Below are 25,853 nucleotides of genomic sequence, written 5' to 3' on the forward strand. Positions count from 1 at the left end.
ATGGGCCAATCGCACCGACAGCAACTGCCGCATCTGCTTCGTCCTCATCGACGGCAGGTTCGAACCGGAGTTGGAAGGCTGACTGTGCCTGCCGTGCCGGTGGATGTCGATCCCTTCGGCGACGAGTTCCTTCGCGATCCCTATGCGTTTCACGGGGCGCTCCGGGACGCGGGGGCCGTTATCTGGCTCCCCGCGATCAACGCTTTCGGCATGGCCCGGTTCGAACATGTCAGCGCCGCGCTGAAGGATCACGAAACGTTCTGCTCATCACGGGGTGTCGGGCTTGCCGACTTCGCCAAAGAGGAACCGTTCCGCGCACCCTCTCTCCTGCTGGAGGCCGATCCGCCGCTGCACGACAGAACACGTCAGCTGATGAACAGGATCGTGTCGCCCAAAGCCTTGAAGGATTTGCGACCGCAATGGCAGGAGAAGGCCGACAGGCTGGTGCGGACGCTGGCCACCGGAATCGAGTTCGATGCGGTGACCGAACTTGCCGAGGTTTATCCGATGATGGTGTTTCCCGATACGATCGGGCTGATGGACGAGGGGCGCGAAAACCTGCTCGACTATGCGGCGATCGTCTTCAACGCATTCGGCCCCAGGAACCAGATTTTCGAGGACGGCATCCGGGGCAGCGAGGCGGCGATCGCCTGGGTCGATGCTGCGTGCAAGCGCGAAAACCTGAAGCCCGGCGGGTGGGGAATGGCGGTGTTCGAAGCCGCGGATCGCGCGGAATGCTCGAACGAAGAGGCCGAACGGCTTGTCCGGTCATTCCTTACCGCAGGCGTCGATACGACGGTCAACGGTATCGGGCACCTCGTGCTGGCGCTATCGCAAAACCCGGATCAATTCGCCCGGCTGAGGGCGGACCCCGCGCTGGCGAAAAAGGCATTCGAAGAGAGCTTGCGCTGGGATTCCACCGTGCAGACGTTCTTTCGGGTGACCACGCGGGATGTGGAAATCGACGGGACAGCGATACCGCAAGGCGCGAAGGTCCTGCTCTTCCTGGCCGCAGCCAATCGCGATCCCGGCCACTGGATCGAGCCGGAGCGGTTCGACATCGAACGCAATGTGAGCGGACATGTCGGCTTCGGCTTTGGCATCCATCAATGCCTTGGGCAAATGGTGGCGAGGCTGGAAGGGGAACTCGTCGCGAAGGCGCTTGCGCAGAACGTCGCTTCGATCAGGCCGTTGGGGGAGCCGGTTCGCCGTCTCAACAATACGCTTCATGCGCTTGCGAGCTATCGCGTCGCGGTTCAACCCGCATGACCGCGCACAGCGCGCCGTGCGCCGCCGGGGCACCGGGACGGAATGCCGTGCGGGAGGGAGGAAGACGCCCGCCTGTTCGATCAATCGGCTTTCAGCGCGGCGGACACCGCGAGAGACACGACGCGCCGGACAACCTCGCTGCGGTCCACTTCCCGCGGCTCGATCTTTTCAATCATGTGTTTGCGCCGAAGCGAAGCAAAGCCGTAGATCGTCGACCAGAATGCAAGGCTTCGCAGACCGATCTCGCTTTCATCGCCGTCGGGGAATGCCTCCCGCAGCGGTCGCAGCAGGGCCGCATGTCCGATATCCTGATACTGGACCAGAACAGGGTCGACCGAAGGGCTCGTGAGCTCGCTTTCATACATCAATTCGAGAAGTCGCGGGCTGGAGCCCGCAAAACCGACAAATTGCATCCCCATCTCGTGGAGGGTTTCTTCGGGCGAGAGTCCGGCATTCACGGTGGACTCCGCAAATCTGGAAAGCTCGGCATAACCCTCGATCGCGAGGGCGAGGAGCAAGGAACGGCGATCCCGGAAGTGATGGTAGGGCGCGCCGGGCGATACGCCCACCGATTGCGCCAGGGTTCGGACGGAGAGGGAATGGTGACCTTCCTCGTCCACGTATTTGCGCCCGGCCCGCAACAGGTCGCCGCGCAGGTCGTCCTTGTGATATTTTTCCGCCTTCGAAGCCATCATCAATCCCGCAACAGCAATTTTCAGTCCTGAAATTCCGACTAAGCGATGGAAAGCACTCTTGCAAATGATCTAATCGCTGATTAGAAGTCGATCTAATCACAGATTAGATAGTGATGCGCAAAAGAGGGATGGGGATGTGAGCAAGGGCAAGATTGCCATTATCGGTGCGGGGCCGGGGGGCATGGCGGCCGCGCTCGCCGCGATCCGCGTGGGTTTCGACGTCACCTTGTTCGAACGCATGACTGAGGTGCACGCCGCGGGAAACATCCTGAACCTTTGGCCGCCGCCGCAAAAAGTGCTGAAGCTGATCGGGGTCGACACCGACGATCTGGGCGCGCCCTGCAAGGTGTTTTTCAAAAATCCGCAAGGCCATGTGCGCGCAGAGGTCATGCTGCCCGCAGAGGTGGAGCGTGAATACGGCGGCGGTTTCATCGGCCTGCTGCGCCGTGGCCTGTATCAGCGCATGCTCGATGCCTTGCCGCCTGGCGTCCTGCGCCTCGGTCACGAACTGACCGGGATCGAGGATCGCGGGGATAGCGTCATGTTGCAGTTTGCAAATGGCGAGCGGGACGATGCGGACGTGCTGATCGGTGCCGATGGCATCAACTCCTTCGTCCGCAGGCATTTGTAGGGGGAGGAGCCGATCCGCCACCAGAAGCTTCACCTCGTCGGCGGCTATCTTTTCCTCGACAGCGAGCCGGACGGAATTGGCGTGCTGTCGCACAATCGCACGACGCAGGTGAGTTACACGCCCATCCGTCACGAGGGGAAGTGGGGCTACGAGTGGTGGGTTCTCGAAGCCTGCGATCCCGACGCTCCGCCGCCCGCAGACCTGCATGCCTTCAGCGTCGAGCGCGCGCGCGGCTTTTCGAAGACGGTGCGCGATCTCATCGCCGCGACGCCGAAGGAGCATTTGCAGCGTTGGCCGATCCGCGACCGCCCGCCGATACGGCAGTGGTCCAAGGGCCGGATCACGCTCGTGGGCGATGCGGCGCATCCCACCTCTCCCTATGCGGCCTATGGCGCGGGCATGTCGATCGAGGATGGCTATTTCCTCGCGCGCGAGCTGGCCGCTGTGGATATCGGGGATACGCCGGCAGTGTCCGCCGCGCTGCAACGGTTCGAGGACAGGCGCAAGCCGCACACGTCGCGCGTGTCGCAGGAAGCCTACCGGATCGGCAAGCTGTTCCACCATTTGCCTGCGCCGCTTCGTCCGGTGAGGGATTTCGTCCTCGACCACACCCCCCTGCTCCAAAAGCAGGTCGGGGACGGCATGCCGGATCACATCATCTCGCAACTTGCCGAGATCGAGGACGCCGAACCCTACGTTCCCCTTCATCGCCGTGAGAAGAGCCACAGCCAATGACATCGCATTTTCAATACGGCGTTTCGCTTTACAGCTACACCGACGACTTCGGCACGGTCATGGACCTCGAAGACGCCTTCTACCACGTGTCGGAAACGGGCTCGACCGGGATCGAGATACTGGGCGAAACGCACCTTCCGGCCTACCCGCAGCTTGAAACGGCATGGCTGGACCGCTGGTTCGGCTTGCTGGACAAATACCGGCTCGAGCCGACCAATTTCGCGAGCTGGATCGATACCGACATTCAGCGCCGCCGCGATATGACGGTCGAGGAAGGGGCGCGGCAGCTGACCACCGATCTTGAGCTGGCGAGCCGTCTGGGTTTCAAATTCGTGCGCCCCAAGTTCGGCGTGATCGACGAGGAATTGACGCCGCACCCGATTTGGGAAGGCTGTGTCGAACGGGTGCTCGACCTGGCCGCGAAGCTGGATATTATCATCATCCCGGAAATCCATTCGCCCACGCCGATCCGGCATCCCGTGGTGGAAGGGTACATCGATTTCATCCAGCGAACCGGAACGAAGCATTTCGGACTGCTGATCGATACCGGCATCTTCCAGGACCGGCCCCTGCCCTTCTGGCAGCACGAGACGCCGGAAATGCGGGACGGTGCCATGAGCTTCCTCAACGGTATCAAGGTGCCGGTCGAGCAGCTGGCCGAGGTGATCGAATATACACCCTTCATCCAGGCGAAGTTTCACCACATCGACGAAGAGCTGCACGATCACAACATCCCCTGGGAAAAGGTCATCCCCGCGCTGAAGTCGCTCGGTTACTCCGGCTATCTGTCCAGCGAGTACGAGGGAAAACGGGACCCGTGGGTCGCCATCGAACAGGTGAGGCGCCAGCACGCCCTGATCCGCAAGCTGGAGCGCGAGTGGGAACAGGCCAATCCCTCGAAACCCAAGGAGCAGCGCGATGCTTGAGCATACCCCGATCCAGAGCAGCGGCTTTTCCAATATCGGCCCCGACGAGGACCGGACCGGCTTCTGCCTGAGGATACGCCAGCCCAATTACCGCGGTCTGCGCATGTCGCTGGTGGAGGGGATCAAGGTCGTCGTCGACGAGATCGAGTATCCCGCCGCGACCAATCTCTATCGCCTCGGCGAACGCACCTACACGTTCGATGAGCTCGACGCCGAAACCCAGGCGCGCTGGCCGGTGGGAACGGCAATCGAGGTGCTCGTCGACAAGCCGGGCGGCCTCGACGTGGGCGTCCATCTCGTCGAAATCGAGGTGCTTTTGCGCCACCCCTATTTCCCGCCCCAGTTCCGCCCGGCCCCGGTCCACGACCGCCGCCATATCACCATCATCCGCTGAGCTGGTGGGGGGCATGTCGACTTCTCTCAATGCCGTATCGCCAGCGGGACCGGCTCGCCGCGCGGGGACGGCACAGGGCATAATCATCATCCTGTCGGGTTTCCTGCCTGTGCTGGCGATCGTGAGCCTGGCGCCGGCGGTTCCCAGCATCATCGGCGCGTTCGCCGATATTCCGGGCGCGACGACCTGGATTCCGCTGGCCGTCACGGCGCCCGGCTTCATGATCGCGCTTTTCTCTCCGCTCATGGGGTGGATCGCGGACCGCCATGGCCGCAGGCGGCTGCTGATCGCCTCCACTTTTGGATATGGCCTTGTCGGGCTCCTTCCCTTTTTCTTCGGGACGATCGAGGTGCTCTTCGTGTCCCGGCTCACCCTGGGCTTTTTCGAAGCGGCGATCCTGACCGTCACGAACACGCTGATAGGCGATTATTACGCGCATGATCAGCGGCGCACCTGGCTGACGCTGCAAGGCGTGCTCGGGCCGATACTGGGCACGTCGACGGTGTTTTTCTCAGGGCTGCTTGCCGCGCAATCGTGGCAGTATCCCTTCGCGATCTATGCCGTGGCGCTGCCCATTGCCGTGGCGATGATCTTCCTCATCCACGAGCCTGACGTGAAGGCCGAAATCGGCACGCGCACGGACGTCACGCCGTTTCCATGGCAGACGATCCTCGTATGCTCGGGGTTCACGCTGTTCGCGGCGGCGCTCTACTATGTCTATATCGTGCAGGTCGGCCGGGCGTTCGGCGAAGTGGGCGTGGCGTCGCCGGACCGTGTCGGCCTGCTGATCTCCATCGCCAGCATCGGCGTGGTGATCGGCGCGACCCTGTTCCAGGTCATCTCGCGCAGGTTCGCCGCGGACTGGCAGCTGTTCACCTTCCTCGCCTTGCTGGGGATCGGTCTGATCGGGATCGGCAACAGCGACACCGCCACGGTGATGACAAGCTTCTCCTTCGTTCAGCAGCTGGGCGCCGGCATCCTGATCCCGGCGCTGGTGCTGTGGACGGTTTCGCATCTTCCGCCTGAGCATCGCGGGCGGGGCATGGGCATCTGGAGCGCTTGTTTCTTCCTCGGCCAGTTCGTCAGCCCGTTGCTCTTCTCGCTTGCGAACGACCTCTCCGGCTCCGTTCGCAACGCTTTCGCCTGGCTCGGCGCGCTTTCGATCGCCGGCGCGATCGCGGCCCGCCTCATGTCGAAGTTCATCAAGTAATTTATGTCACGATTCACAAAATAATTAAAAACTAACGGGAGTGGTTTCATGAAATATTACAGGATCAAGGCGTGTCTTCTCGCTTCTGGCGCGGCGCTTTGCGTTGCGGCGCCGGCCTCGGCGCAGGATACGGGCGCGGCGTCGTCGCGGGACGAACAGGCATCGAATTCCATCATCGTCACGGCGCAGCGGCGCGAGCAGGACGTGATGGACGTGCCCGTCAGCGTTACCGTGCTCAGCGAAGAAACGCTGACCAACCGGGGCATCAACGATCTGCGCGGCGTGACCAAGCTCGCCCCCAGCCTGCAGGCCGGGCAGGACAACCAGTTTTCCATTCGCGGCATCGGCACCGCAACCTACGCCGATACGGTGGAGCCGAGCGTCACGCAGGTCATCGACGATGTCGTGCTGGGCGCCCGCTATTTCGCCAGCGTCGGGTTCTACGACATCGAGCGCGTCGAAGTCCTCAACGGTCCGCAGGGTTTGCTGTTCGGCAAGAACGCCTCGGCCGGCGTGGTCAACATCACCACCACCCCGCCGCGGCTCGGCACGTTCGAAGCGTCGTCGGAGACCGAGCTCGTCTCGCGTTACCGCGACGGCGATGATGGTTTCGGATTTCGCACGCAGGGAACCGTCAACCTGCCGATCGGCAAAACGAGCGCCCTTCGCGTGAATGCGATCTACGGAGACCAGGATTCCATCGTCAACATCTCGAACGTGAATGCCGTGCGTTCCGAAGCGGACGTGGAGGAATATGCGTTCCGCGCCAAGTTCCTGACCGAGCCGACCGACGCGCTGTCCCTCTACGTGATCGGCGATTACGGGAAGGTCAGCGGCATTTCGGGCACGTTCGATTACACGTTCCGGTCCCTCGGAGAGGGAAGCCAGTATCCGCAGCTTCTGGAGGATGCAGGGGTGACGCCGGGTCCGCGCAATCTCACCTCCGTGGTGAACGGTCCCTATTTCCGCGATCTGGAAACGGTCGGACTGCAGGCGAAACTCGCCTATCTGTTCGATAGCGGCCTCGAGATCAGCAATATCACCGCGTGGAAGTCATACAGCCTCGACCAGACGTTCGATTCCGACTTCACCACGGGGGACTATCTCAACCGCAACGCAGCGACGAGCGACTACGATCAGTTTTCGAACGAGCTTCGCGTGACGCTGCCGGACAGCAATCGGCTCAGCGGTCAGGCCGGGCTGTATTACTTCTACTCGAAGAACAATTTTGCAGGGGACCGCCGCGGTGCCAACGGCCTGCCGCCCTTCGTGACGGGTGGCTTTCCCTTCTGCGTCGGCGCCGACGTTTCGGCAGGGCCGCCCCCTGCCTGCAATGTCAGCAATGTCGCGTTCATTGGTCAGGATTACGTCGGCACGAACAAGAACGAGAGCATGGCCGTGTTCGGCCAGCTGAGCTACGAACTGCTCGACACGCTCACCGTTACGGCGGGCGGGCGCGTCACGAACGATCAGGTATCCCTCGATCTTCTGGAGAATACCGATTCGTATTTCGTGACGCTGGGCATTCCGAACAATCGTTCCATCGGCGAAGTCGAAAACACCAATTTCAGCTGGAGGATCGGCGTCGATTGGGAGCCGGTGCCCGAAACGCTGGTGTACGGCTTTGTCGGGCAAGGGTACAAGGGGCCCGGTTTTTCGAACGCGGCGCCGGCCGTCAATTCGGACCTGTCGGTGGAGCCGGAAATCTCGACCAGCGGCGAGATCGGGATCAAGCAGGCGCTATTCGACCGCATGATGAACGTCAGCGTTTCCGCGTTCTATACCAAGTTCGACAATCTGCAGGTTCAGGCTTTCGACGCCGCCTTGCAGACGATCATTCTCCAGAACGCTGCGGAAGCCACCACGAAGGGTGTCGACGTCAACATCCAGGCGCAACCCGCACGCGGCCTGACCTTGCTGGCCAGCGCGTCATACGTCGATGCGACATACGACACCTATCCCGGCCGGCAATGCTACCCCGGCCAGGTATCGGCGAGCTGCGATGCAACAGGGACCTACGACGTGTCTGGCCGGCAGGTGCCGCTCTCGGCGAAATTCACCTCCGTCGTTTCGGCAGATTACGAATTCCCGCTCAGCGGCTCGCTCTACGGCAATGTCGGCGGCAGCTATTACCACCGCTCCTCGCTGCTTAGCGAATACGCGCCGGGCGCGGTGATCCCGTCCTGGGATACGTTCGATGCCAATCTGGGCATCCAGGGCGACAACTGGAGGGCTTCGCTGTTTTGCAAGAACTGCTTCAACGAAATCCGTCCGGTGTCGATCGAAGTCGAAGCGGGTGACGGCATCAACGCAGGGGCACTGACCCTGCTGCAGCGCTGGAGCTACGATTCGGTCCGCACCGTGGGCCTGCGGGTGGGTTTTGATTTCTGATCACGGTCGGGTGCAATCCGCATAATCCGGTTCCTGCCGCTTGGGTTGATCCCGAGAGGAAGGACCGGATTGGTGTGTGAGCAACCGTGTCGAACTCGCGGCTTCGCATGGGACCGATGGGCGGCGGGCATATCGCATCGCAGGATCTGCGCGCGCATCTTCCGATTCCGCCAAGGCGAGACGACCCCGCGTAGGGGATGCAGGGATCGCCGGTTTCGTGGTGCCTGTCCTCTCGCACCGGCGGGACGGAACCAGCGCGACCGCCAGCGTTGCTTCGTTTTTTGAAGGGGCGACCCGTTCGTTCGAAAAACGGAATGCTGCGCTATCCGGGCTGTCTGAACGGCACCGCGCGAGGCGCTCGATCATCGGGCCTATCCGCCCGCGCCCCGGTCGGCCGATCCCCGCCATGGAATGAACAAGGTCGCTGATCCTTACCGGACACTGTACCTTCCGAACGAGGAGGATCGAAGGAATTGCGATCCGATTTCCTGCCGGGTCGTCTTCACCCGATCATCCGCTGAGCCCCTATTGACCGGGAGGCCATGGTGCCGACGAAGGCCGGGACAATCCGTCGATCCGCGTGCCCGCGTCAGGGATCGGCGCGTGCCATAAAATTCATGCGCACCGGCCCGAGCAGACCCGATGTGCGGAGATCTGCGTCCGCAGTGTAAGTCGGACCGAACACCGTCGCATTCCGGGTGTCCTGCACGGCATCGCCAATCAGGCGGTTCACCCAGAGATTGGCGACCCGGATCTCCATGGTGTTGACGCCCGGCTTGATCAAAGGCGTGACGTCCAGGGTGTATGGTTCGGTCCACGCGATGCCCGCCGAAACGCCGTTCACCATGACCTCCGCCACGTCCCCCACCTTGCCGAGGTCCAGCTCGACGCGGGTGTTCTGGGCAAGAGCACGCCGTTCGATGGAAAATTCGCGCCGATAGGTCGCCGTCCCCGAATGATATTTCAATTCCGGTTCCGGCAACTCGGTCCACGAGACAAGGCGCTGCATGGCCGCCTGTTCGTCGGGCCCGTCAAACCGGACCTGCCAGTCGCTGCTCAGGTCGAGCTGTGCCTTGCGCACCATGGTCGCGCGCGAGGGCGCCGCGGACTTGCCGTCGTTGAGAAGGACCACGATCGCAGAACCGCCCGCAGGCATTTCCAGCGAGACAAGGGTACGATCCTGCACGGTGCGATAGGGCAGGCGCGCGCGCCGACCGGTAACGGCATCCCATAGTTCGGCGCGAAAACCGCCGGCCCTTAGCGAAACATCGCCGGCAAAGCCTTGCGCCCCCCGGTTGAACACGAAATATATTTCCGCATCCTTCAGCCTGCGGTGCTGCACCACGAAATCCGCATCGGGCGATGCGGTCCAGTCCGGAGTCATGCCCTGGTCGTGGAGAGCGTCATCGAGGCTGCTGAAAACGATGCCCTTGCCGACGCGATGCGGGCTTTTGCTGCCGGCCGGCCATAGTTCGTCGGCAAGCTGCTCCCAACGTTGCACGTCGTCGCTCAGGCTTGGCGTGCCGTCGGGGCGGGGGCCGGCGACCACGGCACCGCCGCTCACCAGCGAATGAATGCGCTCCAGCGTTGACAGGGTCATGCGTGCGCTGCTCCCGCCCAGCGCCAGGAGCCGATAGGGCACGCCGCCGTTCGAGATCAGCGTGCCGTCCGAAGACATGCGCATGGCCGACCGCAAGCCTTCCTCGCCCACGAAATCGAAGCCATAGCCGCGAGGCACCCCGTCGAAGGGACATTCGGAATACAATGCCGTAACAGGCGCTTCCTCGCCCACGAAATAGGCGATATCGGCCGCGTGGCGCCCTTGTTGCATGAGCCATGAAACGCGCGCGAGATAGTCGGTCCAGCCGCGCGCCATGCCGGCCCATGTTTCGTGCCGGGTGAAATACTGCCCAAGCTGCGGCGCGAGCGAGAACCCCGGTTTTGCATCGCCCAATGGCTGATGCGCCGAGGTGTGGATGATCATCCGGTTCACGCCCAGCGCGAAGGCGTGGTCGGCCGAAGGTTTGAGATCGGCGGGCGCGAACCCGAAGGGTTTCCCGAATGCGGTCAGGCTTTCGGCGCCGACCAGCTCGCGACCGTATATATTCGCCACCGATGCCGCGCCCTGTATATCGGCCGCGAGAGTTGGCCGTTCGAGGCGTCCGTTCGGCGCCCACCAGAATGCACCCATGGGAATATCGGCCCGGGCGCGGATCGCCAGATCGTCACCCAGTTGCGGGCGACGATCCTCGAGCGCTTCGGCGTAGTAGATGAGGCCGCTGGCTTGCGCTTCGCGCGCGAGCGTTCCGTAATGCGCCTCGGTCAGCAGGTCGGATATGGTGCGGCGAAAGTCCCAGAGAAACCGGTCGCTGTCCTGTGCGCTGTCGATCACCACGCCCGTGAGTGTGGGCAGGAAGGGCGTCGGATCATAACCGCGCAACCGGCGAAAATCCTCGATCATTCGCGGCGTCCAGTTCTGCGCTCCCGCCTCGATGCTATCGCTCAGCAGAGCGCGGATCCCGTGCGCGCCGACGAGCTGGTCGCCCACCGCCTCGCGATAGATGTCGAGGTAATGCGTGATATAACGCGCGACGGCATCGGGATCGAGCTTGTCCACTTCCAACCCGGTCGCCTCTGCGGGTGCCGGGCCGTTCGTCTCCCCGGTGAGGGAATAACCAAGGCGCAGGATCGTCCAGCGCCCGGCTGGCGGCACCCAGGCCAGTGAGCCATCGGCTTGAAGGAACCCGGTCACGTCGACGACATCGCCGGCGGGAATGGCGTCGTCATCCGCCGTCGCGGGCGTATCGTTGGCGTAGTAGTCCGCCGTGGTGGCAAAGCCCGCCTTTTCGACCCACCGATCGACCCTCGCACGTCCGGAAAAGCGCGCCTCCGTCAACGAAAAACTGTCGGGGGCGGGCGGCGCGGGCACGCCCACGGTGCCGGGCGCGGGGGGCGGCGCCCCGCCGGGGGGCTGCAACAGTTCGACCCTTGCAAATCGTACCGTCTCCGGTGCGAATGTTATCGCGCGCACACCGGCAGTATTGCCCGGAAGATCGGCGATGGTGCGGTAATTCGTTCCGTCCTCGCTCACGCTCAACACGGCTTCGGGTGGCGGGGGCGCGCCGAAACCCGTCGCCGCATTCAGGCCAAGTTCGAAACTGCTGATCGTCCTGGAAACGCCAAAGTCGAACGTCAGCGCCGCGCCGGCCTCTGTATCCATGGGCACGGATAGGGCTTCGGAATATCGCTCATCCGTCATCAGGGCCGTGTCGAGAGCGGCGTCGCCGCTCCGTATTGCCGCAATATCGGCGCGCGCGTCATCGATGGAAGGAAAGGCGAGTACCCGCACATCCCGGTAGAACACATGCCCGGCGCCGGTATGCGCGTTCGACAGATCCTGAATCGGGCCGGCAACATCCGGCGGCGAGGGAAGCATGCCGACGGGCATTGCGCCGGGCACCTCGATACGCGACCAGACGAGCTTCTTCATCGCGTCGGGAGCCTGAACAAAGGGTGCGCCGGTCGCGCTCCACCCGGGGGAGGAGGCGATCGCCAGTTCCAGGCCCAGTTGCTCCGCGACAAAGGCACTACGCGCGACGGCCTCGCCCCATTCCGGCGAGGACCAGATCAGCGGAGGATCGACGACGCGGGGTGTCGACAGCGTGCCCTCGAACAGTTGCACGCCGCCGATCCCCGCATCCGCCATCCAGCGAAGATCGGCCTCTGCATCCTTTGCGGAAACGTTGCCATTCATCCAGTGCCACCAGCTATACGGTCGCGCTTTGGAAGGAGGGTTGGCGAAGCCTTCTGCGAGCGATTGGGATTGGGATACCGATTGCGTGCATCCGGCCAGCCACAGGCCAATCGTGCTCAGCAGTGCGACTGTCCCCGCCCTCTTGATTCCAGTGATCCGCCGGCGGCGAAAATCGAGTGCTTCGTTTTTTGCAAAGCGGTTGGGCGTGCGCGGCATAGGGCTCGAAACTCATGGATAAATTTCGAACAGGCATAGCGCAGAAAAGAAGCTTGCAAACAATATAATCACTGATTGGATTGGCCGGCAGACGGTATTGGGTCGTAGACGGTCCCGCTCTTCGCGATCTGCCGGAGGGCCATGCGATGTGGCGGATACCGAACCCGAAGACCGAAGACCGAGCTTTCGCATTTTTCCCTTACCGAGGCGCTCTGCATATAGGCGAAATTGCAGCCCGGCGAGATCACGAGATCGGCAGTTTCGAGCGCCTCCACCCCCGCGCAATTTCCGAGGATACCGTTGACCCCGACATTATAGGGATTGTCCGGCTCCAGAAATTCCTTGGCCTGCGTCGTGTGGACCATCGGCGCCTTCACCTTTTCGCAAAAGGCGACGATCTCGTCCCGCGCGTCGCGTGCCCCGATCCCGGGATAGACCGTGACCTTGCCCGCCGCATCGACCAGCTCGGCGAGCTGCGCCATTTCGGAGTCGTTGGGCCGGCCCGCACGTGCCCGCGCACACGGCCAGCTCTCCGGTCATGCAGGCCTCGTCGCCTGCGGCGAAGGCGCCCGGCGGGATTGCGACAAATTCATTCAAGCGCGCAGCATGCGCCCCGCACGTCTTTCCAACCCGCCCATTGGCGCGCAAGGTGCGCCTTGGCCACAAGGGCCGCGATGGAGGAGCATGCATGGGCAGGACGCTGATCGGCGGGATCGAGGCGGGCGGAACCAAGATCGTCCTGGCGGTCGCGGAAAGCCCGACCGAGATTGTCGCAACCCATACGATCCCGACCCGCGAACCGGACGAAACTCTCGCCACGGCGCGCAACTGGTTCGAAGAAAACGGACCACCCTGCGCGATCGGGATCGCCAGCTTCGGGCCAGTGGAACTCGATCCCGGCGCGCCGCAATGGGGCCATATTCTCGAGACACCGAAGGCGGGCTGGTCCCAATACGACCTCGCCGGACATTTCTCCAGCGCGTTTTGCGTTCCCGTCGGGTTCGACACCGACGTGAACGCAGCGGCGCTCGGCGAATATCGTCACGGCGCCGGACAGGGTGCGGCCTCGCTCACCTATGTGACGGTCGGCACGGGCATCGGCGGCGGGACGGTCATCGATGGCCGGCTCGTCCACGGCGCCGGTCATCCGGAACTCGGCCATATCTATCCGCGGCGCGGCATTCAGGATCGCGATTTTCCCGGCATATGCCGCTTTCACGGCGATTGCCTCGAAGGTCTGGCCTCCGGTCCGGCCATTTTCGCACGCTGGGGAGCGACGCTTTCCGACCTTCCGGACGACCACGAAGCGCACGGGCTTGTGGCTGGATATCTCGCCCAGATGTGCCACACCGTCCACGCTTCGATCGCGGCGCAGGTCATCGTGCTGGGCGGTGGCGTCATGAACACGCCGGGTCTGACGAAGCGGATCGCCGGGAAGGCGCAGGCCCTTGGCGCGGGCTATTTTCCCGGCGCAGCGGACCACCGGATCGTCGCCCCTTCGCTCGGCGACAGGGCCGGGATCACCGGCGCACTGCTGCTCGCGGAAAATGCACGGGGCGCTTGATCGTGACCGGTTCGTTCGCGCCAATAGACGGAAGGCAGAGACATTTTTCGCGGCGAAACGCAGCCTTGCGCGATGGACGGCAGGTGGATGGAACGCGGGGCTTCTCGATCAAGATCGCGACGATCAGGCCCGCAACAATCTGCGCGAAGTGCACAAGAAACTTTCGCGCCGGGTGCGGCATGGCGCACGTAGGCCGACATGTTGCCAATCGGCGCCGTGATGGAAAAGAGCGCCCCACGCCGCTCCGTGCACGGTGGGAGGTCGGAACCGGGCAGGCCTGCTCTGGGCCGGCATGGGCTGGGCGATCCCGATCTGCTCGCCCGGAAAACCGCGCCGATATCATTGCGACCACCATGGCGCCCGACCCTCATCGAGGGCGAGATAGGCAGGGGCCGCGCACCCGAACACGGCCGCGCCTGACTCGTCGATCCGCAGCAACATGCTTCCCCTCGACATGGTGGAGGAGGCCGGCCTGCCCGCAGGGCGCACCGCGACCGGGAAAGGTGTTCAGACTGGCGCGCGGCCGTTGCCGCCGGGACGCGCGGCGGCACGATCCAGCCCTCGCTCGCACCCCGAACGGCGGAACAGGCATCGCTAGTCGTGGGTCCACGCCTTGAACCCATGCGCAGGACCTGCCCGCTCGGCGGCAAGTCGTCGCTCCCCCTGCCCTGAACCTGAGGTCATTTGAGGACCGATCCGCAATGCGCCATAAGTGCTATCGATCGAGCGAACAGGGCGTATAAAGCACCGCGAAATTCACGACCAGGAAACGATGTTCGCCATGCTGAAATCCCGTTTCCTGAGTGCGGCGCTGGCCTTCTCGCTCTGTGCTTGCAACACAGCGACGGCCTCGCCGCCGCAGAGCGTCGCCGACACGCCTCCCGCCGCGACGATGGTGACCGTTCCTGTCGACGGGCGCGAGCTTCGCATTTCCGTGTTTCGCCCGGCCGAGGCGCCGCGCGGCGTACTTTTCCTGTCGCATGGCGCCGGTGGCTCGCCGGAGATGATGCGTCCGCTGATCGACCGGCTGATCGGGGCGGGATTCGCCGTCGTCGCCCCGCTTCACCGCGATTCCATGACCTACCCGGCGCAGGACCGCGAGGATCTGCAATCCGCATTCGCAACGCGTATCGCCGACCTTCAGGCGACCTCGGCCGTCGCGGATCGACTCTTTCCGGGCCTGCCCTATGGCGGCGTGGGATATAGCTACGGTTCGCTCTTCGCCTTGATCGGCGGCGGCGCGCTAAAGGACATGGTCGGCGCCAGCGTCCCCGCGATGAAGGCGGTGGCCACCTTTTCCTCGCCGGGGCTGATACCCGGCGTGGTCACCGATGCGGGCCTGCAAGGCGTATCGGTGCCGACACTCATGATTACCGGCACTCGCGACATGGTGACCGGCTTCATCCCCGATCCCGCGGCCCACGTGCACTATTTCGAGAACGAGCCGGCCGGGGGACGCTATCTGGCGATCGTTGACGGCGCATCGCATGACTTCGTCTATGGGCAGGAGCCTGGCTATGACGCCGCGATCGACATCACGGTCCGCTTCTTGCAGGCCTATGTCCTGGGCGACGGGGCGGCTTTGCGGATGCTCAACGATACCGAAAGCCGCGGATTGATCGAATTTCGTCGCCGCTGAATTCCAAGGGCGCGCAGGTCGGCGCGCGTTCCCGCTAACCTACGCGGCGAATGCGCGCAGCAGGCGTATGGCATCGGCCGGAACGATGGGTTTGGGGATGAATTCCGCGCGTACCGGCAATACGTCGAGTGCAGGCTTGTGACCGCCGGACGTGACGATAATCTCGATCGGGGGCCAACGTTTCCGCACTGCCGCGGCGAGACGCAGGCCATCCATCGATCCGGGCATGTCGATATCGGTAAAGACGACGCGAATGTCCTTCCGCTGTTCGAGGATGATGACCGCCTCGTCGGCGTCCCTCGCCTCGACCGCTTCATAGCCTGCGTCCTCGACAAGATCGATCATCCCCAGCCGCTGAAGCGGGTCGTCCTCCACCACGAGAATGAGAACCGAAGGGTTCGATGTTGAAGCGTGTGAGATCATGGCAAATCAGGAACGCTCGAGATCGGCAATCGGCGCCTCGAAAGAGGCATTAAATCCGCCCGCTCCGTAATTCAGCGTACTTCCCCCCGTGCCGGCAAGCCCCATGCGGATGAGCCGCGACCCGAAGCCTTTCGTCGCGGGCTCCTCGACCGGCGGGCCGCCCCGCTCGTTCCAGTGCAGGATCAACTCACGCTCCTTCCCCTGCCCGGCGATGGTCCATTCGATTGCGATCGTGCCGTCGCTCGACAGCGCGCCATATTTCATCGCATTGGTCGCAAGTTCGTGGATCAGCAAGGATGTCGACAGCGCGGACCTCTGCCCCAGCCGCACATGTGGCCCCTTCGCACGGAAACGATCGGTGGCGCCCACGGCATCAAGCACCCGCCCGATCAGCTCGCCCAGATCCGCCGGGCCGATCGAATGGTCGAGCAATTCGTTCTGCGCCATGCCCAGCGCAGTGAGACGACGCGCGAATATGCTCAACGCGCCGGGTTCGAGATTATCACGAAGCGTCAGATTGGCGATCGATTGCACCATGGACAACGTGTTTTTCAGGCGATGGACAATCTCGTGATTGAGGATGTCCTGCTGTTCCTCGGCGCGGATACGCTGCACCGCGACGCGGATGCGCGCCGCCGCGTCCCGCAGGAACTGAAGATCCTCCCCGCTCCAGCTTCGCGGGCGCGTCGAGATCGCATAGAGCAGCGCCACGAACCGGCCTCTCTCAATGACCGGCACGTTCACGAAAGCCTGGGACCGGCGCGCCTCGAAGGCTGCGATATGGTCACGGGTGCGCGGATCGGTGCGACAATCCGTCACGATAACGGTTTCGCCGCGTTTGAGATCGTCGATATAGGACCCGTAATCCCGGAATTGATGCGTTCCCGACAAGGACAGCGCATCGTCGGTGGCCCAGTCGCTTTCGACCGCGATCGTTTCCGCATCGCTATCCACGCTGCCATAACCGACCAGTTCGATGCCGAGCGTCTGCCCGATGACCGCGCTTGCCGATCCAATGAGATCGTCCACCAGCGACGCGTTCTGAAGAACATCGGTGAGCGCGACCACCCCTGCCTGCCGGTTGAGCCGGTCCACCCGCTCGGTCGCGTCGCTGAAGATGACGGTGAACCGATCACCGCCGATCGACTGCGCGACGCAATCGTACCATCGGCCAAGGGCGCCGACCTGCTGCGTAAAGCGCGCAGGCTCGCCCGTTTCCACGACCGTTGCGAATGCCGCGATCCATTCGTCTTCTATGCCTGGAATGATCTCACGCACCCGGCGCCCGACCGCCTGGCCGCGCGGTACCCCGACGAGATCGTGCCACGCATCGTTCACCTCCTCGTACCGCCAGTCGATCGCCGCGCCGGCCGCGTCACGGATCAGCTCGCCGAGCAGGAACCCTTCCTGCAACGTGGCGAAGATGCCGCGCCATTTCCTTTCACTCGCGCGCAATGCCTCGTCGGCGAGAACGCGATCGGTGGTCTCGACGGCGAAAATGAACAGGCCCGCCACCGCGCCGCCGGGATCGAGAACGCGCGAATAGGAGAAGGAAAACCACGTTTCGGCCCGCCCCCTGTCCGTGGCAAGTTTCCACGGCAGGTCGGTATAATGCTGCGAGCGTCCGTCGAAGGCGTCCGCGATGATCGGCTCTGCCTGTTCCCACGCATCGGCCCACACTTCGTGGAACGGCGCCCCCATTGCCCATTCGAGACGCGGGCCGAGCAGCGGAAAATACGCCTCGTTGAAGAAGAACGTTAGCTCCTCTTCGCCCCAGCACAGGATCATCGATTCCGGCGAGTTGAGTATCAGGCTCAGGCAGGATTTCAGCGTATCGGGCCAGCGATCTGGCGGACCCAGCGGATGATCCGTCCAGTCGCGCGCAAGGATGAGCGTCGTCGCCTCCCCGCCGCCCGCAAGGAACGGGTACGCGTCGATGGACCTCGAGGATCGGTTGTCGGAATCACGTTTCATCGATGGGATCAACCAAGCCGCGGGCGGGGACGTAACCCCTTGAATAGAGTGGTGCCGCCGACGGACAAGCGCAAATGCTCCTGTAACGAAGAATGAGCCCGTCGCCCATTGTGCCGCATGCGTCCGGCACGGCTGAAACCCGTCAAAAGGTCGCGCCTGTTCCCCCTCGCCGCCGGATGCAAGCGAACGAAGCTGTCAGTCGGATGCGATACGCGCTCCGTCCTGCATATTGCGCCCTTGCCGAATTGTTCTTCAGGCCGTCGGATCTTGCCACAAGGCGGTGTTCGGTATTGAAGTGATTGTGGCAGGAGGCATGAACCGAGGCGAACTTCTGTAGCGATTTCATTAGGCTGAAGCGCAGCATCGCTCCTTCCCATCGTCGGAATGGCAGGTGTGAGTTTTCAGCTCGGTTGTTCGCGTAGCGGCCGGTCTCCTGCTTCTGCTCGCAGTTCAGTTCGGACATCGCAGCTTTGTAGGAGCGCAGACCGTCAATGACGCTTCAGCGCTCTTATCACGAAACGCAGGTCGGCTCCCTCCTCCCTGATTGAGGTGACGGAGCTTTCGCGCAGCTCGCCTGCGTGATCGACGGTGCGCCAAAGGTATACCATCTTGTCATTTATGCGGACGTACATCTCATCGAGATGCCAGTTCCACTGACGGAACCCGCGCATTCGGCTGATCCGCTGACGCCCTCTGTCCGCCGCAAAGATGGGGCCAAACCTGTTCCACCAAAGCCGTACGATCTCATGGCAGATGTCGATCCCGCCTTCCGACAAGCGATCTTCGACGTTCCGCAGCGAAAGCGGAAATCGAACCTGCATCATCACCACGCGGATGACCTCCGGCGACGAATGGAAATACCGGAAAGGGTTGGCTCGTTTGCGAGGGCGGCTCATCAAACTCGCCTAGCCTACCCCACCAAGTCTGCTTAGCGGCGCAATCCTTCCGACGAGGCCATTTTCCCCAAGGAAATCGCAGGAGGTGGCGGAGAGGGTGGGATTCGAACCCACGGTACGGTTGCCCGTACACTGCATTTCGAGTGCAGCGCATTCGACCTCTCTGCCACCTCTCCGCATCCGAGGTTCGTGCATCGCCTTTCGGCAACGGGTCGAACGAAGGCGGGCGGTTAACCGATGCGCCGCCCTTTGCCAAGGGGGCATTCGCAAAATATTCGAGATTTCCCACATGCGCGAAATGGCGCTCGCTTGTTTCGATCCCGCCATGCGCCTATATTGGGCGCATGAGCATCAATTTCGGTTCCAATGAGATCGACACGGACGCGGGCAGGAAACGCTCCACGTTCTATTCCCCGCAGGCCGGACGGGCGGTGAGCGCCCCTGCGGTGACGAGCGCGCGATTCGCCATCGGCGACGTGGTCCGCCATCGCAAGCACGATTTTCGCGGCGTCATCTTCGACATCGACCCCGTCTTCGCCAACAGCGAAGAGTGGTACGAATCCATTCCCAAGGAACTGCGCCCGCGGCGCGAACAACCTTATTATCACCTCTTCGCGGAGAACGATGAAAGCAGCTATGTCGCCTATGTCAGTCAGCAGAACCTGACCGAGGACGGCATTTCAGGGCCGGTCGACCACCCCTCGATCGAGATGATCTTCGGCGAATTCACCGACGGCCGCTACCCGCTGCACCGCTCATTGAGCCATTGACCGGTCAGCTGCGGATCTTCCATCCCGACCGCAGCACCGCATAGACGATGATCGCGAGCACGAGGTTCAGCACGCCGAGCCCGATCGCCCCGTGCAGGACTGCCATGTTCGTGTCGCCGATGTCGCTGCGCCCCAGAAAGCCGAAGCGAAAGCCCGAAATCACGTAGAAGAACGGGTTCAGGCGGCTGATCGACTGAAAGAACGGGGCGAGATTGTCGATGACGTAGAACGTGCCCGACAGCAGCGCGAGCGGCGCCACCACGAAATTCGTGACCGCCGCGTTATGGTCGAACTTTTCCGCCCAGATCGACGTCAGCATGCCGAGGAACGCCAGCATCGCCGTCCCCATCAGCCCGAACCACACGATCGCCCAGGGATGCGGCGCGGCGAGGTCGACACCGGGATAGAGCGCCATCGCCAGCGCGACGGCCAGCCCGACCAGCACGCCGCGCGTCACCGCCGCACCGACAATGGCGATCATCAGCTCCGCATTGGATAGCGGCGGCATCAGATAGTCGATGATCGTGCCCTGGATCTTCCCGCCCAGCAGGCTGAAGCTGGAATTGGCGAAGGCGTTCTGCATCATGCCCATCACGATGAGGCCGGGCGCCACAAAAGTCGCGAAATTCACGCCGAGGATTTCCCGCCCCGAACGGCCCAGCGCGACCGAGAAGATCACGAGAAACAGAAGCGTCGTGATCGCCGGCGCCCAGATTGTCTGCGTCTGCACCTTGAAGAAACGGCGGACCTCTTTCATATAGAGCGTCCACAGCCCGAGTCCGTTGACACGGCCGATAATAGGCTCGCCCGGCGCGCGAAAGCGCGAGACATGTTGCTTTATCGGGGCGGGCGTGATTTTCGGATCGTTCATACAGTCGGTGCGGTTACCGGTATGCGATGGGGATGGCAAGCAGCCCCGCCGCCTTCCACGCCGCGCCCGCACCCTGTCGGGCGAAAAGTATTTGAACGGAGTATCCATGAGCTGGACCGAGGAACGCATCGCCACGCTGACAAAGCTGTGGGAAGGCGGATCGACCGCATCGCAGATTGCAGAGGAACTGGGCGGTGTGAGCCGTAACGCGGTCATCGGCAAGGCGCATCGGCTGGGCCTGAAATCGCGGCCCTCGCCGGTGAAATCCGGCGAAAAGGCGAAGCCCAAGCCGGCCAAGCCGAAGAAGGAGGCCGCAACGCCCGAACCCAAGGCGCCCGCGGCGGAACCGGTCGCGGCGAAACCCGCGCCCGAACCCGCGCCTGCGCCCGCCCCGGCCCCTGTGGAACGCCCCGTCCGCCCGCAGGCCGAGCCCGCGCCCGCGCCGGCCCCCGCCGTGAGCGAGGACGACGACGCACCCGCGCAGAAAAGCAGCCCGCGCATCGTGTCGGTCGGCCCCGGCGGCTTCCTGCGGCAGGGTCCGGGCGATCAGCAGCCGCCGATTCCGCCCGCGCCGCCGCGCCGGCTCGTTCCCGCGAAACCCAGCCCGGACATCGCGGACAAGACCAGCCTTCTCGACCTCAACGAGCGGATCTGCCGCTGGCCGATGGGGCATCCGGGCGAACCGGATTTCCATTTCTGCGGCGAGGCGGTCAATCCCGGCTTCCCCTATTGCGTCGAACATTGCGGCCGCGCGTATCAGGCGCAATTGCCGCGCGGTTCGCGCCGCCCCCCGCCGCCGCTGCCGTTCGGCGGTCCGCGCGTGCGCTGATCTTCGGCTGATTCTTGAAAAAGGGCGTCCGGGCCGACCGGGCGCCCTTCTTCGTGGCCGGTCTTTTTCTCGCCATCGGCCGCTCGGTATGCTGGCCTATGCGGGTTTCATCGCTATCTGACGGCCATGAACGAAACCCTCTATCTTGCCGCGGCGCTCATCGTTCCGCTCATCATCGCCATCGTCTTTCACGAGGTGTCGCACGGCTTTGTCGCGCGCATGCTCGGCGACCATACGGCGGAACGAAAGGGGCGGCTCACGCTCAATCCCGTTCGCCATGTCGATCCGGTCGGCACCCTGCTCGTGCCGGGCGTGCTGGCGATGCTGTCGATGCCGGTGTTCGGATGGGCAAAGCCTGTACCCGTGGCAAAGAACCGCCTGCGCAATCCGCGCATCGGCATGATGCTGGTCGCGATCGCCGGGCCGGGGAGCAATTTCCTGCTCGCGCTCGTCGGCGCGGTGTTGCTGGGCACGGTTGCGGGTCTGGCCGGGCCGGATGCGGCGGGCGTTGCCGGTTTTGCGCTGACCTCGCTCTATTATTTCATCGCGATCAACATTTTCCTCGCGCTGTTCAATCTGCTGCCGATCCCGCCCTTCGACGGGTCGCATATCGTGGAGGGGCTTCTCCCGCGCCGGGCGATTCCGGCCTATGAGCGGCTCCGTCCGGCGGGCTTTGCGCTGGTGGTGATCCTGCTGCTCGTGGTGCCATACGTGTTTCCGGGGCTTGGCATCGTGGAAAACGTCATCCTGCCGCCGGTGCAATGGCTGCTCGACAAATATATCGGCATCGCGGACCTGGTCGCCGGTTATCGCGCATGATCAACGGCTGGATCATCCTCGACAAGCCGCTCGAACTCGGATCGACGCAGGCGGTTTCGGCGGTGAAGCGGAACCTGCGCGAGGCGGGGCTGGGCAAGGTGAAGGTGGGCCATGGCGGCACGCTCGACCCGCTGGCGACCGGCGTGCTGCCGATCGCATTGGGCGAGGCGACGAAGCTTGCGGGCCGGATGCTCGACGCGACGAAGGAATATGCCTTTACCGTGCAATTCGGCAGCGAGACCGACACGCTCGACGCAGAAGGCAAGGTGATCGCCGAAAGCGACCGGCGCCCGCCGTTCGCCGCGATTGCGGCCGTGCTCGACCATTTCACCGGCCCGATCGATCAGGTGCCGCCGGCCTATTCCGCGCTCAAGATCGATGGGCGGCGCGCCTATGATCGTGCGCGCGCGGGCGAGGACGTCGAGATGACATCGCGCCGCGTGACGATCCACGCGCTCGGTCTCGCGTCCGAGCAGCGCGACGATAGCATTGCGGGCAGCTTCGCGACGGCGGGCGGAAGGCCCGACCCCTACGACCCTGCGGCCCCGCTCGAACTCGCCGAATCGGTCACGCTGCTGGCAAAAGTGTCGAAGGGTACCTATATACGGTCCCTGGCGCGCGATATTGCGCGGGCGCTGGGCACCTATGGCCACGTGACCATGCTGCGCCGCACGCGCGCAGGCCCGTTCGGCGAGGCGCAGGCGATTTCGCTGGACATGCTGAATGAAATCGGCAAGGGCGCGCCACTTGAACGCATTCTCCTGCCGGTAGAGGCGGGGCTGGACGACATCCCGGCCCTCTCCCTTTCCCCGGACGCGGCAGGGGCGGTCCGACAGGGCCGCAAATTGTCCGGGCTTGCCGAACCCGACGGAACCTACTGGGCGAAATCGGGCGAAACGCCGGTCGCCCTCATCGAGGTTGCGGATGGCGAGGCAAGGGTCCTTCGGGGCTTCAACCTTTAACAGGATGTCGCGGAGTAAGACTATGTCGGTTACCGCCGAAGAAAAACAGCAGATTATCCAGGACCACGCCCGCCACGAAGGCGACACCGGCAGCCCGGAAGTGCAGGTCGCCATCCTGACCCAGCGCATCCGCAACCTGACCGGTCACTTCGACGCGAACCACAAGGATAACCATTCGCGTCGCGGCCTGCTGGTCATGGTCAACAAGCGTCGTAGCCTGCTCGCCTATCTGAAGAAGATCGATGTCGAGCGGTATAACGAGCTGATCAAGAAATTGGGCCTGCGCAAGTAAGCCGAGAGTTACGGGAAAGCGGCCTCATCAAACGGGCCGCTTTTTCGCTTATGGGGTCTGGGCCACGCCGCGACCCCCGATCAAAGGCAAGGCGAACGCAATCCGGCGTCGCCGCCTGCAAACAGGGGCCGATTTGCCCCGCACCGGACCGGGACGGATATTCCCGGCAAGGAAACCCCGCCTGAGCAATCTGGCCGGCGGGATTGAGGAAAGTACATGTTCGACACGAAAACCGTATCGATCGAGTGGGGCGGCAAGACGCTGACACTCGAAACCGGGCGCATCGCCCGTCAGGCCGACGGCGCCGTTCTGGCGACCTATGGCGAAACCGTGGTGTTGTGCGCCGTCACCGCCGCGAAGAAGGTGAAAGAGGGCCAGGATTTCTTCCCCCTCACCGTTCACTACCAGGAAAAATTCTCGTCCGCCGGCCGTATTCCCGGCGGCTTCTTCAAGCGTGAGCGCGGTGCGACCGAAAAGGAAACGCTGACCAGCCGCTTGATCGACCGTCCGATCCGTCCGCTCTTCCCCGAAGGGTTCTACAACGAGATCAACGTCATCGCGCAGGTCATGTCCTATGACGGCGAGACCGAGCCCGATATCGTCGCGATGATCGCCGCGTCCGCCGCGCTGACCATTTCGGGCGTGCCCTTCATGGGCCCGATCGGCGCGTGCCGCGTCGGTTACGAGGACGGCGAATACACGCTGAACCCGTCGCAGGCGCATGCCGCCGACACCGCGCTCGACCTGATCGTGGCGGCGACCGGCAATGCCGTGATGATGGTCGAATCCGAAGCGAAGGAGCTTTCGGAGGAGATCATGCTGGGCGGCGTGATGTTCGCGCATGACGAGTGCAAGAAGGTCGTCAACGCGATCATCGACCTCGCCGAGAAGGCCGCGAAGGATCCGTGGGAAATCGACGTCAGCGACGACCAGTCGGCGATCAAGGAAAAGCTGCGCGGGATCGTCGGCAACGACATCGCCGCCGCCTACCGCCTGACCGACAAGTCGGAGCGTTCGGACGCGCTCAACGCCGCCCGCGCCAAGGCAAAGGACGCCTTCGCCGACGAAGACGGCCAGACGCAGATGACCGCCGGCAAGGCCGTGAAGAAGCTGGAAGCCGAAATCGTGCGCGGCGCCATCCTCAAGGACGGCACCCGCATCGATGGCCGCACCACGACGCAGGTCCGCCCGATCGAGGCGATCGTCGGCCTGCTACCCCGAACCCACGGTTCGTCGCTCTTCACCCGCGGCGAAACGCAGGCCATCTGCACCACCACCCTTGGCACCAAGGAATCGGAGCAGATGATCGACGGGCTCGAGGGCCTGACCTATTCGAACTTCATGCTGCACTACAACTTCCCGCCCTATTCGGTCGGTGAAGTCGGTCGTTTCGGGGCGCCCAGCCGCCGCGACATCGGCCATGGCAAGCTTGCGTGGCGCGCGCTTCGTGCGGTGCTGCCGACGAAGGACGATTTCCCCTACACCATCCGCGTATTGTCGGACATCACCGAGTCGAATGGCTCGTCCTCGATGGCGACGGTGTGCGGTGGCTGCCTGTCCATGATGGACGCCGGCGTGCCGATCACGCGCCCGGTTTCGGGCATCGCCATGGGCCTCATCCTCGAAGGCGAGGAATTCACCGTGCTGTCCGACATCCTGGGTGACGAAGATCACCTCGGCGACATGGACTTCAAGGTGGCCGGGACCGAGCAGGGCATCACCTCGCTCCAGATGGACATCAAGGTCGCGGGCATCACGCGCGAGATCATGACCCAGGCGCTGAGCCAGGCGAAGGAAGGCCGCGCGCATATCCTGGGCGAGATGACAAAGGCGCTGGGTTCCGCCCGCACCGAGATTTCGCAGCACGCCCCCCGCATCGAGACGATCCAGATCGACAAGTCGAAGATCCGCGACGTCATCGGGACCGGCGGCAAGGTGATCCGCGAGATCGTCGCCGAAACCGGCGCGAAGGTCGACATCGACGACGAGGGCCTGATCAAGATCAGCAGCTCCGACAACAGCCAGATCGAGGCCGCGAAGAAGTGGATCGAAGGCATCGTCGAGGAAGCCGAAGTCGGCAAGGTCTACACCGGCAAGGTCGTGAACATCGTCGATTTCGGCGCATTCGTGAACTTCATGGGCGGCAAGGACGGGCTCGTCCACGTGTCCGAAATGAAGAACGAGCGCGTAGAAAAGCCGACCGACGTCGTGTCCGAAGGGCAGGAAGTGAAGGTCAAGGTGCTCGAAATCGACCAGCGCGGCAAGGTTCGCCTGTCGATGCGCGTCGTCGACCAGGAAACCGGTGAAGAGCTCGAAGACACCCGCCCGCCGCGCGAACCGCGCAGCGACCGGGGCGAACGCTCCGATCGGGGCGACCGCGGCGGTGATCGCCGTCCGCGCCGCGATGGCGACCGGGGTGGTCGTGGCGGACGCGGCCCGCGCCGCGAAGGTGGCAATCGTGGCGGCCCGGCCGACAAGGGCGAAGGCCCCGACCACATGCCGGCGTTCCTGAAGGACGACGATTGATCTGATCGCCGCGAGGCATCGGACATGAAACGGGCCGCGAAGGGAAACCTTCGCGGCCCTTTCTTTA

General features: G+C 63.5%; 21 protein-coding genes, 1 tRNA gene and 1 pseudogene. 15 read left to right on the plus strand and 8 right to left on the minus strand.

Features of this window, described 5'->3' with window-relative positions; all coding sequences use genetic code 11:
• The first annotated feature begins 84 nt into the window (after window positions 1–84).
• Window positions 85–1,269: a cytochrome P450 gene (locus Q0897_RS09400; RefSeq protein ID WP_299309113.1), complete on the plus strand. Its 1,185-nt coding sequence runs from the start codon at window positions 85–87 to the stop codon at window positions 1,267–1,269.
• Between the two features lie 80 nt (window positions 1,270–1,349).
• Here Q0897_RS09400 and Q0897_RS09405 read toward each other — a convergent pair whose 3' ends face one another.
• The gene (locus Q0897_RS09405) at window positions 1,350–1,964 is read right to left on the minus strand and encodes a TetR/AcrR family transcriptional regulator (protein ID WP_299309114.1); all 615 of its coding nucleotides are present in this window, start codon (window positions 1,962–1,964) and stop codon (window positions 1,350–1,352) included.
• 136 nt (window positions 1,965–2,100) lie between these two features.
• Here Q0897_RS09405 and Q0897_RS09410 point away from each other — a divergent pair, with 136 nt between their 5' ends.
• The 6 genes from Q0897_RS09410 to Q0897_RS09435 all read left to right on the plus strand — a co-directional run bounded on the left by Q0897_RS09410 (window position 2,101) and on the right by Q0897_RS09435 (window position 8,251).
• Window positions 2,101–2,595 (plus strand): FAD-dependent oxidoreductase, encoded by a 495-nt coding sequence (locus Q0897_RS09410; protein ID WP_299309116.1) that lies wholly within the window; start codon window positions 2,101–2,103, stop codon window positions 2,593–2,595.
• 81 nt (window positions 2,596–2,676) lie between these two features.
• On the plus strand, window positions 2,677–3,330 hold the full coding sequence (locus tag Q0897_RS09415; protein ID WP_299309118.1) for an FAD-dependent monooxygenase: 654 nt from the start codon (window positions 2,677–2,679) through the stop codon (window positions 3,328–3,330).
• A complete protein-coding gene (locus Q0897_RS09420) occupies window positions 3,327–4,256 on the plus strand; it encodes a TIM barrel protein (RefSeq protein ID WP_299309119.1) in 930 nt (309 codons plus the stop codon). Before Q0897_RS09415 ends, Q0897_RS09420 begins: the two co-directional genes overlap by 4 nt.
• Window positions 4,249–4,650, plus strand: coding sequence for a DUF6379 domain-containing protein (locus tag Q0897_RS09425; protein ID WP_299309120.1), 402 nt, complete (start codon window positions 4,249–4,251; stop codon window positions 4,648–4,650). The genes Q0897_RS09420 and Q0897_RS09425 overlap by 8 nt, the downstream gene beginning before the upstream one ends.
• Window positions 4,651–4,663: 13 nt before the next feature.
• The gene (locus tag Q0897_RS09430; RefSeq protein WP_299309121.1) at window positions 4,664–5,860 is read left to right on the plus strand and encodes an MFS transporter; all 1,197 of its coding nucleotides are present in this window, start codon (window positions 4,664–4,666) and stop codon (window positions 5,858–5,860) included.
• A 48-nt stretch (window positions 5,861–5,908) separates the two neighbouring features.
• Entirely contained in the window at window positions 5,909–8,251 is a 2,343-nt protein-coding gene (locus Q0897_RS09435) for a TonB-dependent receptor (RefSeq protein ID WP_299309123.1), read from the plus strand.
• A gap of 589 nt (window positions 8,252–8,840) precedes the next feature.
• On the opposite strand, the gene Q0897_RS09440 is transcribed toward Q0897_RS09435, so the two are convergent.
• Together Q0897_RS09440 and Q0897_RS09445 are read right to left on the minus strand one after the other, a co-directional pair.
• Window positions 8,841–12,221 carry a glycosyl hydrolase gene (locus Q0897_RS09440; protein WP_299309125.1) on the minus strand — a complete coding sequence of 1,127 codons (3,381 nt, stop codon included), beginning with the start codon at window positions 12,219–12,221 and terminating at the stop codon, window positions 8,841–8,843.
• A 68-nt stretch (window positions 12,222–12,289) separates the two neighbouring features.
• Complete coding sequence (locus Q0897_RS09445) at window positions 12,290–12,703, minus strand: hypothetical protein (RefSeq protein ID WP_299309126.1); 414 nt, start codon at window positions 12,701–12,703, stop codon at window positions 12,290–12,292.
• Between the two features lie 206 nt (window positions 12,704–12,909).
• On the opposite strand from Q0897_RS09445, the gene Q0897_RS09450 reads away from it, so the two are divergent.
• Together Q0897_RS09450 and Q0897_RS09455 are read left to right on the plus strand one after the other, a co-directional pair.
• The gene (locus Q0897_RS09450; protein ID WP_299309127.1) at window positions 12,910–13,785 is read left to right on the plus strand and encodes an ROK family protein; all 876 of its coding nucleotides are present in this window, start codon (window positions 12,910–12,912) and stop codon (window positions 13,783–13,785) included.
• Window positions 13,786–14,566: 781 nt separating this feature from the next.
• On the plus strand, window positions 14,567–15,424 hold the full coding sequence (locus Q0897_RS09455) for a hypothetical protein (RefSeq protein WP_299309129.1): 858 nt from the start codon (window positions 14,567–14,569) through the stop codon (window positions 15,422–15,424).
• 39 nt (window positions 15,425–15,463) lie between these two features.
• On the opposite strand, the gene Q0897_RS09460 is transcribed toward Q0897_RS09455, so the two are convergent.
• The 4 genes and pseudogenes from Q0897_RS09460 to Q0897_RS09475 all read right to left on the minus strand — a co-directional run bounded on the left by Q0897_RS09460 (window position 15,464) and on the right by Q0897_RS09475 (window position 18,893).
• The gene (locus tag Q0897_RS09460; protein ID WP_299309130.1) at window positions 15,464–15,847 is read right to left on the minus strand and encodes a response regulator; all 384 of its coding nucleotides are present in this window, start codon (window positions 15,845–15,847) and stop codon (window positions 15,464–15,466) included.
• Between the two features lie 6 nt (window positions 15,848–15,853).
• Window positions 15,854–17,821 (minus strand): PAS domain-containing protein, encoded by a 1,968-nt coding sequence (locus Q0897_RS09465; RefSeq protein ID WP_299309131.1) that lies wholly within the window; start codon window positions 17,819–17,821, stop codon window positions 15,854–15,856.
• Window positions 17,822–17,963: 142 nt separating this feature from the next.
• Window positions 17,964–18,717 (minus strand): annotated as a pseudogene (locus Q0897_RS16100) (DDE-type integrase/transposase/recombinase).
• An 86-nt stretch (window positions 18,718–18,803) separates the two neighbouring features.
• A tRNA-Ser gene (locus tag Q0897_RS09475) sits at window positions 18,804–18,893 on the minus strand.
• A 168-nt stretch (window positions 18,894–19,061) separates the two neighbouring features.
• On the opposite strand from Q0897_RS09475, the gene hspQ reads away from it, so the two are divergent.
• Entirely contained in the window at window positions 19,062–19,487 is a 426-nt protein-coding gene (gene hspQ, locus Q0897_RS09480) for a heat shock protein HspQ (RefSeq protein WP_239804388.1), read from the plus strand.
• A gap of 4 nt (window positions 19,488–19,491) precedes the next feature.
• Here hspQ and Q0897_RS09485 read toward each other — a convergent pair whose 3' ends face one another.
• Window positions 19,492–20,358, minus strand: coding sequence for an ABC transporter permease (locus tag Q0897_RS09485; RefSeq protein WP_299309134.1), 867 nt, complete (start codon window positions 20,356–20,358; stop codon window positions 19,492–19,494).
• A gap of 106 nt (window positions 20,359–20,464) precedes the next feature.
• On the opposite strand from Q0897_RS09485, the gene Q0897_RS09490 reads away from it, so the two are divergent.
• The 5 genes from Q0897_RS09490 (at window position 20,465) to pnp (ending at window position 25,786) form a co-directional block, all read left to right on the plus strand.
• Window positions 20,465–21,187: a GcrA family cell cycle regulator gene (locus Q0897_RS09490; protein ID WP_299309135.1), complete on the plus strand. Its 723-nt coding sequence runs from the start codon at window positions 20,465–20,467 to the stop codon at window positions 21,185–21,187.
• 126 nt (window positions 21,188–21,313) lie between these two features.
• The gene (locus Q0897_RS09495; protein ID WP_299309136.1) at window positions 21,314–22,006 is read left to right on the plus strand and encodes a site-2 protease family protein; all 693 of its coding nucleotides are present in this window, start codon (window positions 21,314–21,316) and stop codon (window positions 22,004–22,006) included.
• Window positions 22,003–22,968 carry a tRNA pseudouridine(55) synthase TruB gene (gene truB / locus Q0897_RS09500; RefSeq protein WP_299309137.1) on the plus strand — a complete coding sequence of 322 codons (966 nt, stop codon included), beginning with the start codon at window positions 22,003–22,005 and terminating at the stop codon, window positions 22,966–22,968. The genes Q0897_RS09495 and truB overlap by 4 nt, the downstream gene beginning before the upstream one ends.
• 22 nt (window positions 22,969–22,990) lie before the next feature.
• Window positions 22,991–23,260: a 30S ribosomal protein S15 gene (gene rpsO / locus Q0897_RS09505; protein WP_202085869.1), complete on the plus strand. Its 270-nt coding sequence runs from the start codon at window positions 22,991–22,993 to the stop codon at window positions 23,258–23,260.
• Between the two features lie 216 nt (window positions 23,261–23,476).
• The gene (pnp, locus tag Q0897_RS09510; RefSeq protein ID WP_299309140.1) at window positions 23,477–25,786 is read left to right on the plus strand and encodes a polyribonucleotide nucleotidyltransferase; all 2,310 of its coding nucleotides are present in this window, start codon (window positions 23,477–23,479) and stop codon (window positions 25,784–25,786) included.
• Window positions 25,787–25,853 lie beyond the last annotated feature (67 nt).

This window comes from uncultured Croceicoccus sp. (assembly GCF_947496385.1).
In the GTDB taxonomy this organism is placed as follows: domain Bacteria; phylum Pseudomonadota; class Alphaproteobacteria; order Sphingomonadales; family Sphingomonadaceae; genus Croceicoccus.

Bases quoted from the DNA above. Each gene is read 5' to 3' on its own strand.
- Q0897_RS09405 (WP_299309114.1), bottom strand. From the start codon at position 1,964: ATGATGGCTTCGAAGGCGGAAAAATATCACAAGGACGACCTGCGCGGC.
- Q0897_RS09420 (WP_299309119.1), top strand. From the start codon at position 3,327: ATGACATCGCATTTTCAATACGGCGTTTCGCTTTACAGCTACACCGAC.
- Q0897_RS09425 (WP_299309120.1), top strand. From the start codon at position 4,249: ATGCTTGAGCATACCCCGATCCAGAGCAGCGGCTTTTCCAATATCGGC.
- Q0897_RS09430 (WP_299309121.1), top strand. From the start codon at position 4,664: ATGTCGACTTCTCTCAATGCCGTATCGCCAGCGGGACCGGCTCGCCGC.
- Q0897_RS09435 (WP_299309123.1), top strand. From the start codon at position 5,909: ATGAAATATTACAGGATCAAGGCGTGTCTTCTCGCTTCTGGCGCGGCG.
- Q0897_RS09440 (WP_299309125.1), bottom strand. From the start codon at position 12,221: ATGCCGCGCACGCCCAACCGCTTTGCAAAAAACGAAGCACTCGATTTT.
- Q0897_RS09445 (WP_299309126.1), bottom strand. From the start codon at position 12,703: ATGGCGCAGCTCGCCGAGCTGGTCGATGCGGCGGGCAAGGTCACGGTC.
- Q0897_RS09450 (WP_299309127.1), top strand. From the start codon at position 12,910: ATGGGCAGGACGCTGATCGGCGGGATCGAGGCGGGCGGAACCAAGATC.
- Q0897_RS09455 (WP_299309129.1), top strand. From the start codon at position 14,567: ATGCTGAAATCCCGTTTCCTGAGTGCGGCGCTGGCCTTCTCGCTCTGT.
- Q0897_RS09460 (WP_299309130.1), bottom strand. From the start codon at position 15,847: ATGATCTCACACGCTTCAACATCGAACCCTTCGGTTCTCATTCTCGTG.
- Q0897_RS09465 (WP_299309131.1), bottom strand. From the start codon at position 17,821: ATGAAACGTGATTCCGACAACCGATCCTCGAGGTCCATCGACGCGTAC.
- hspQ (WP_239804388.1), top strand. From the start codon at position 19,062: ATGAGCATCAATTTCGGTTCCAATGAGATCGACACGGACGCGGGCAGG.
- Q0897_RS09485 (WP_299309134.1), bottom strand. From the start codon at position 20,358: ATGAACGATCCGAAAATCACGCCCGCCCCGATAAAGCAACATGTCTCG.
- Q0897_RS09490 (WP_299309135.1), top strand. From the start codon at position 20,465: ATGAGCTGGACCGAGGAACGCATCGCCACGCTGACAAAGCTGTGGGAA.
- Q0897_RS09495 (WP_299309136.1), top strand. From the start codon at position 21,314: ATGAACGAAACCCTCTATCTTGCCGCGGCGCTCATCGTTCCGCTCATC.
- truB (WP_299309137.1), top strand. From the start codon at position 22,003: ATGATCAACGGCTGGATCATCCTCGACAAGCCGCTCGAACTCGGATCG.
- rpsO (WP_202085869.1), top strand. From the start codon at position 22,991: ATGTCGGTTACCGCCGAAGAAAAACAGCAGATTATCCAGGACCACGCC.
- pnp (WP_299309140.1), top strand. From the start codon at position 23,477: ATGTTCGACACGAAAACCGTATCGATCGAGTGGGGCGGCAAGACGCTG.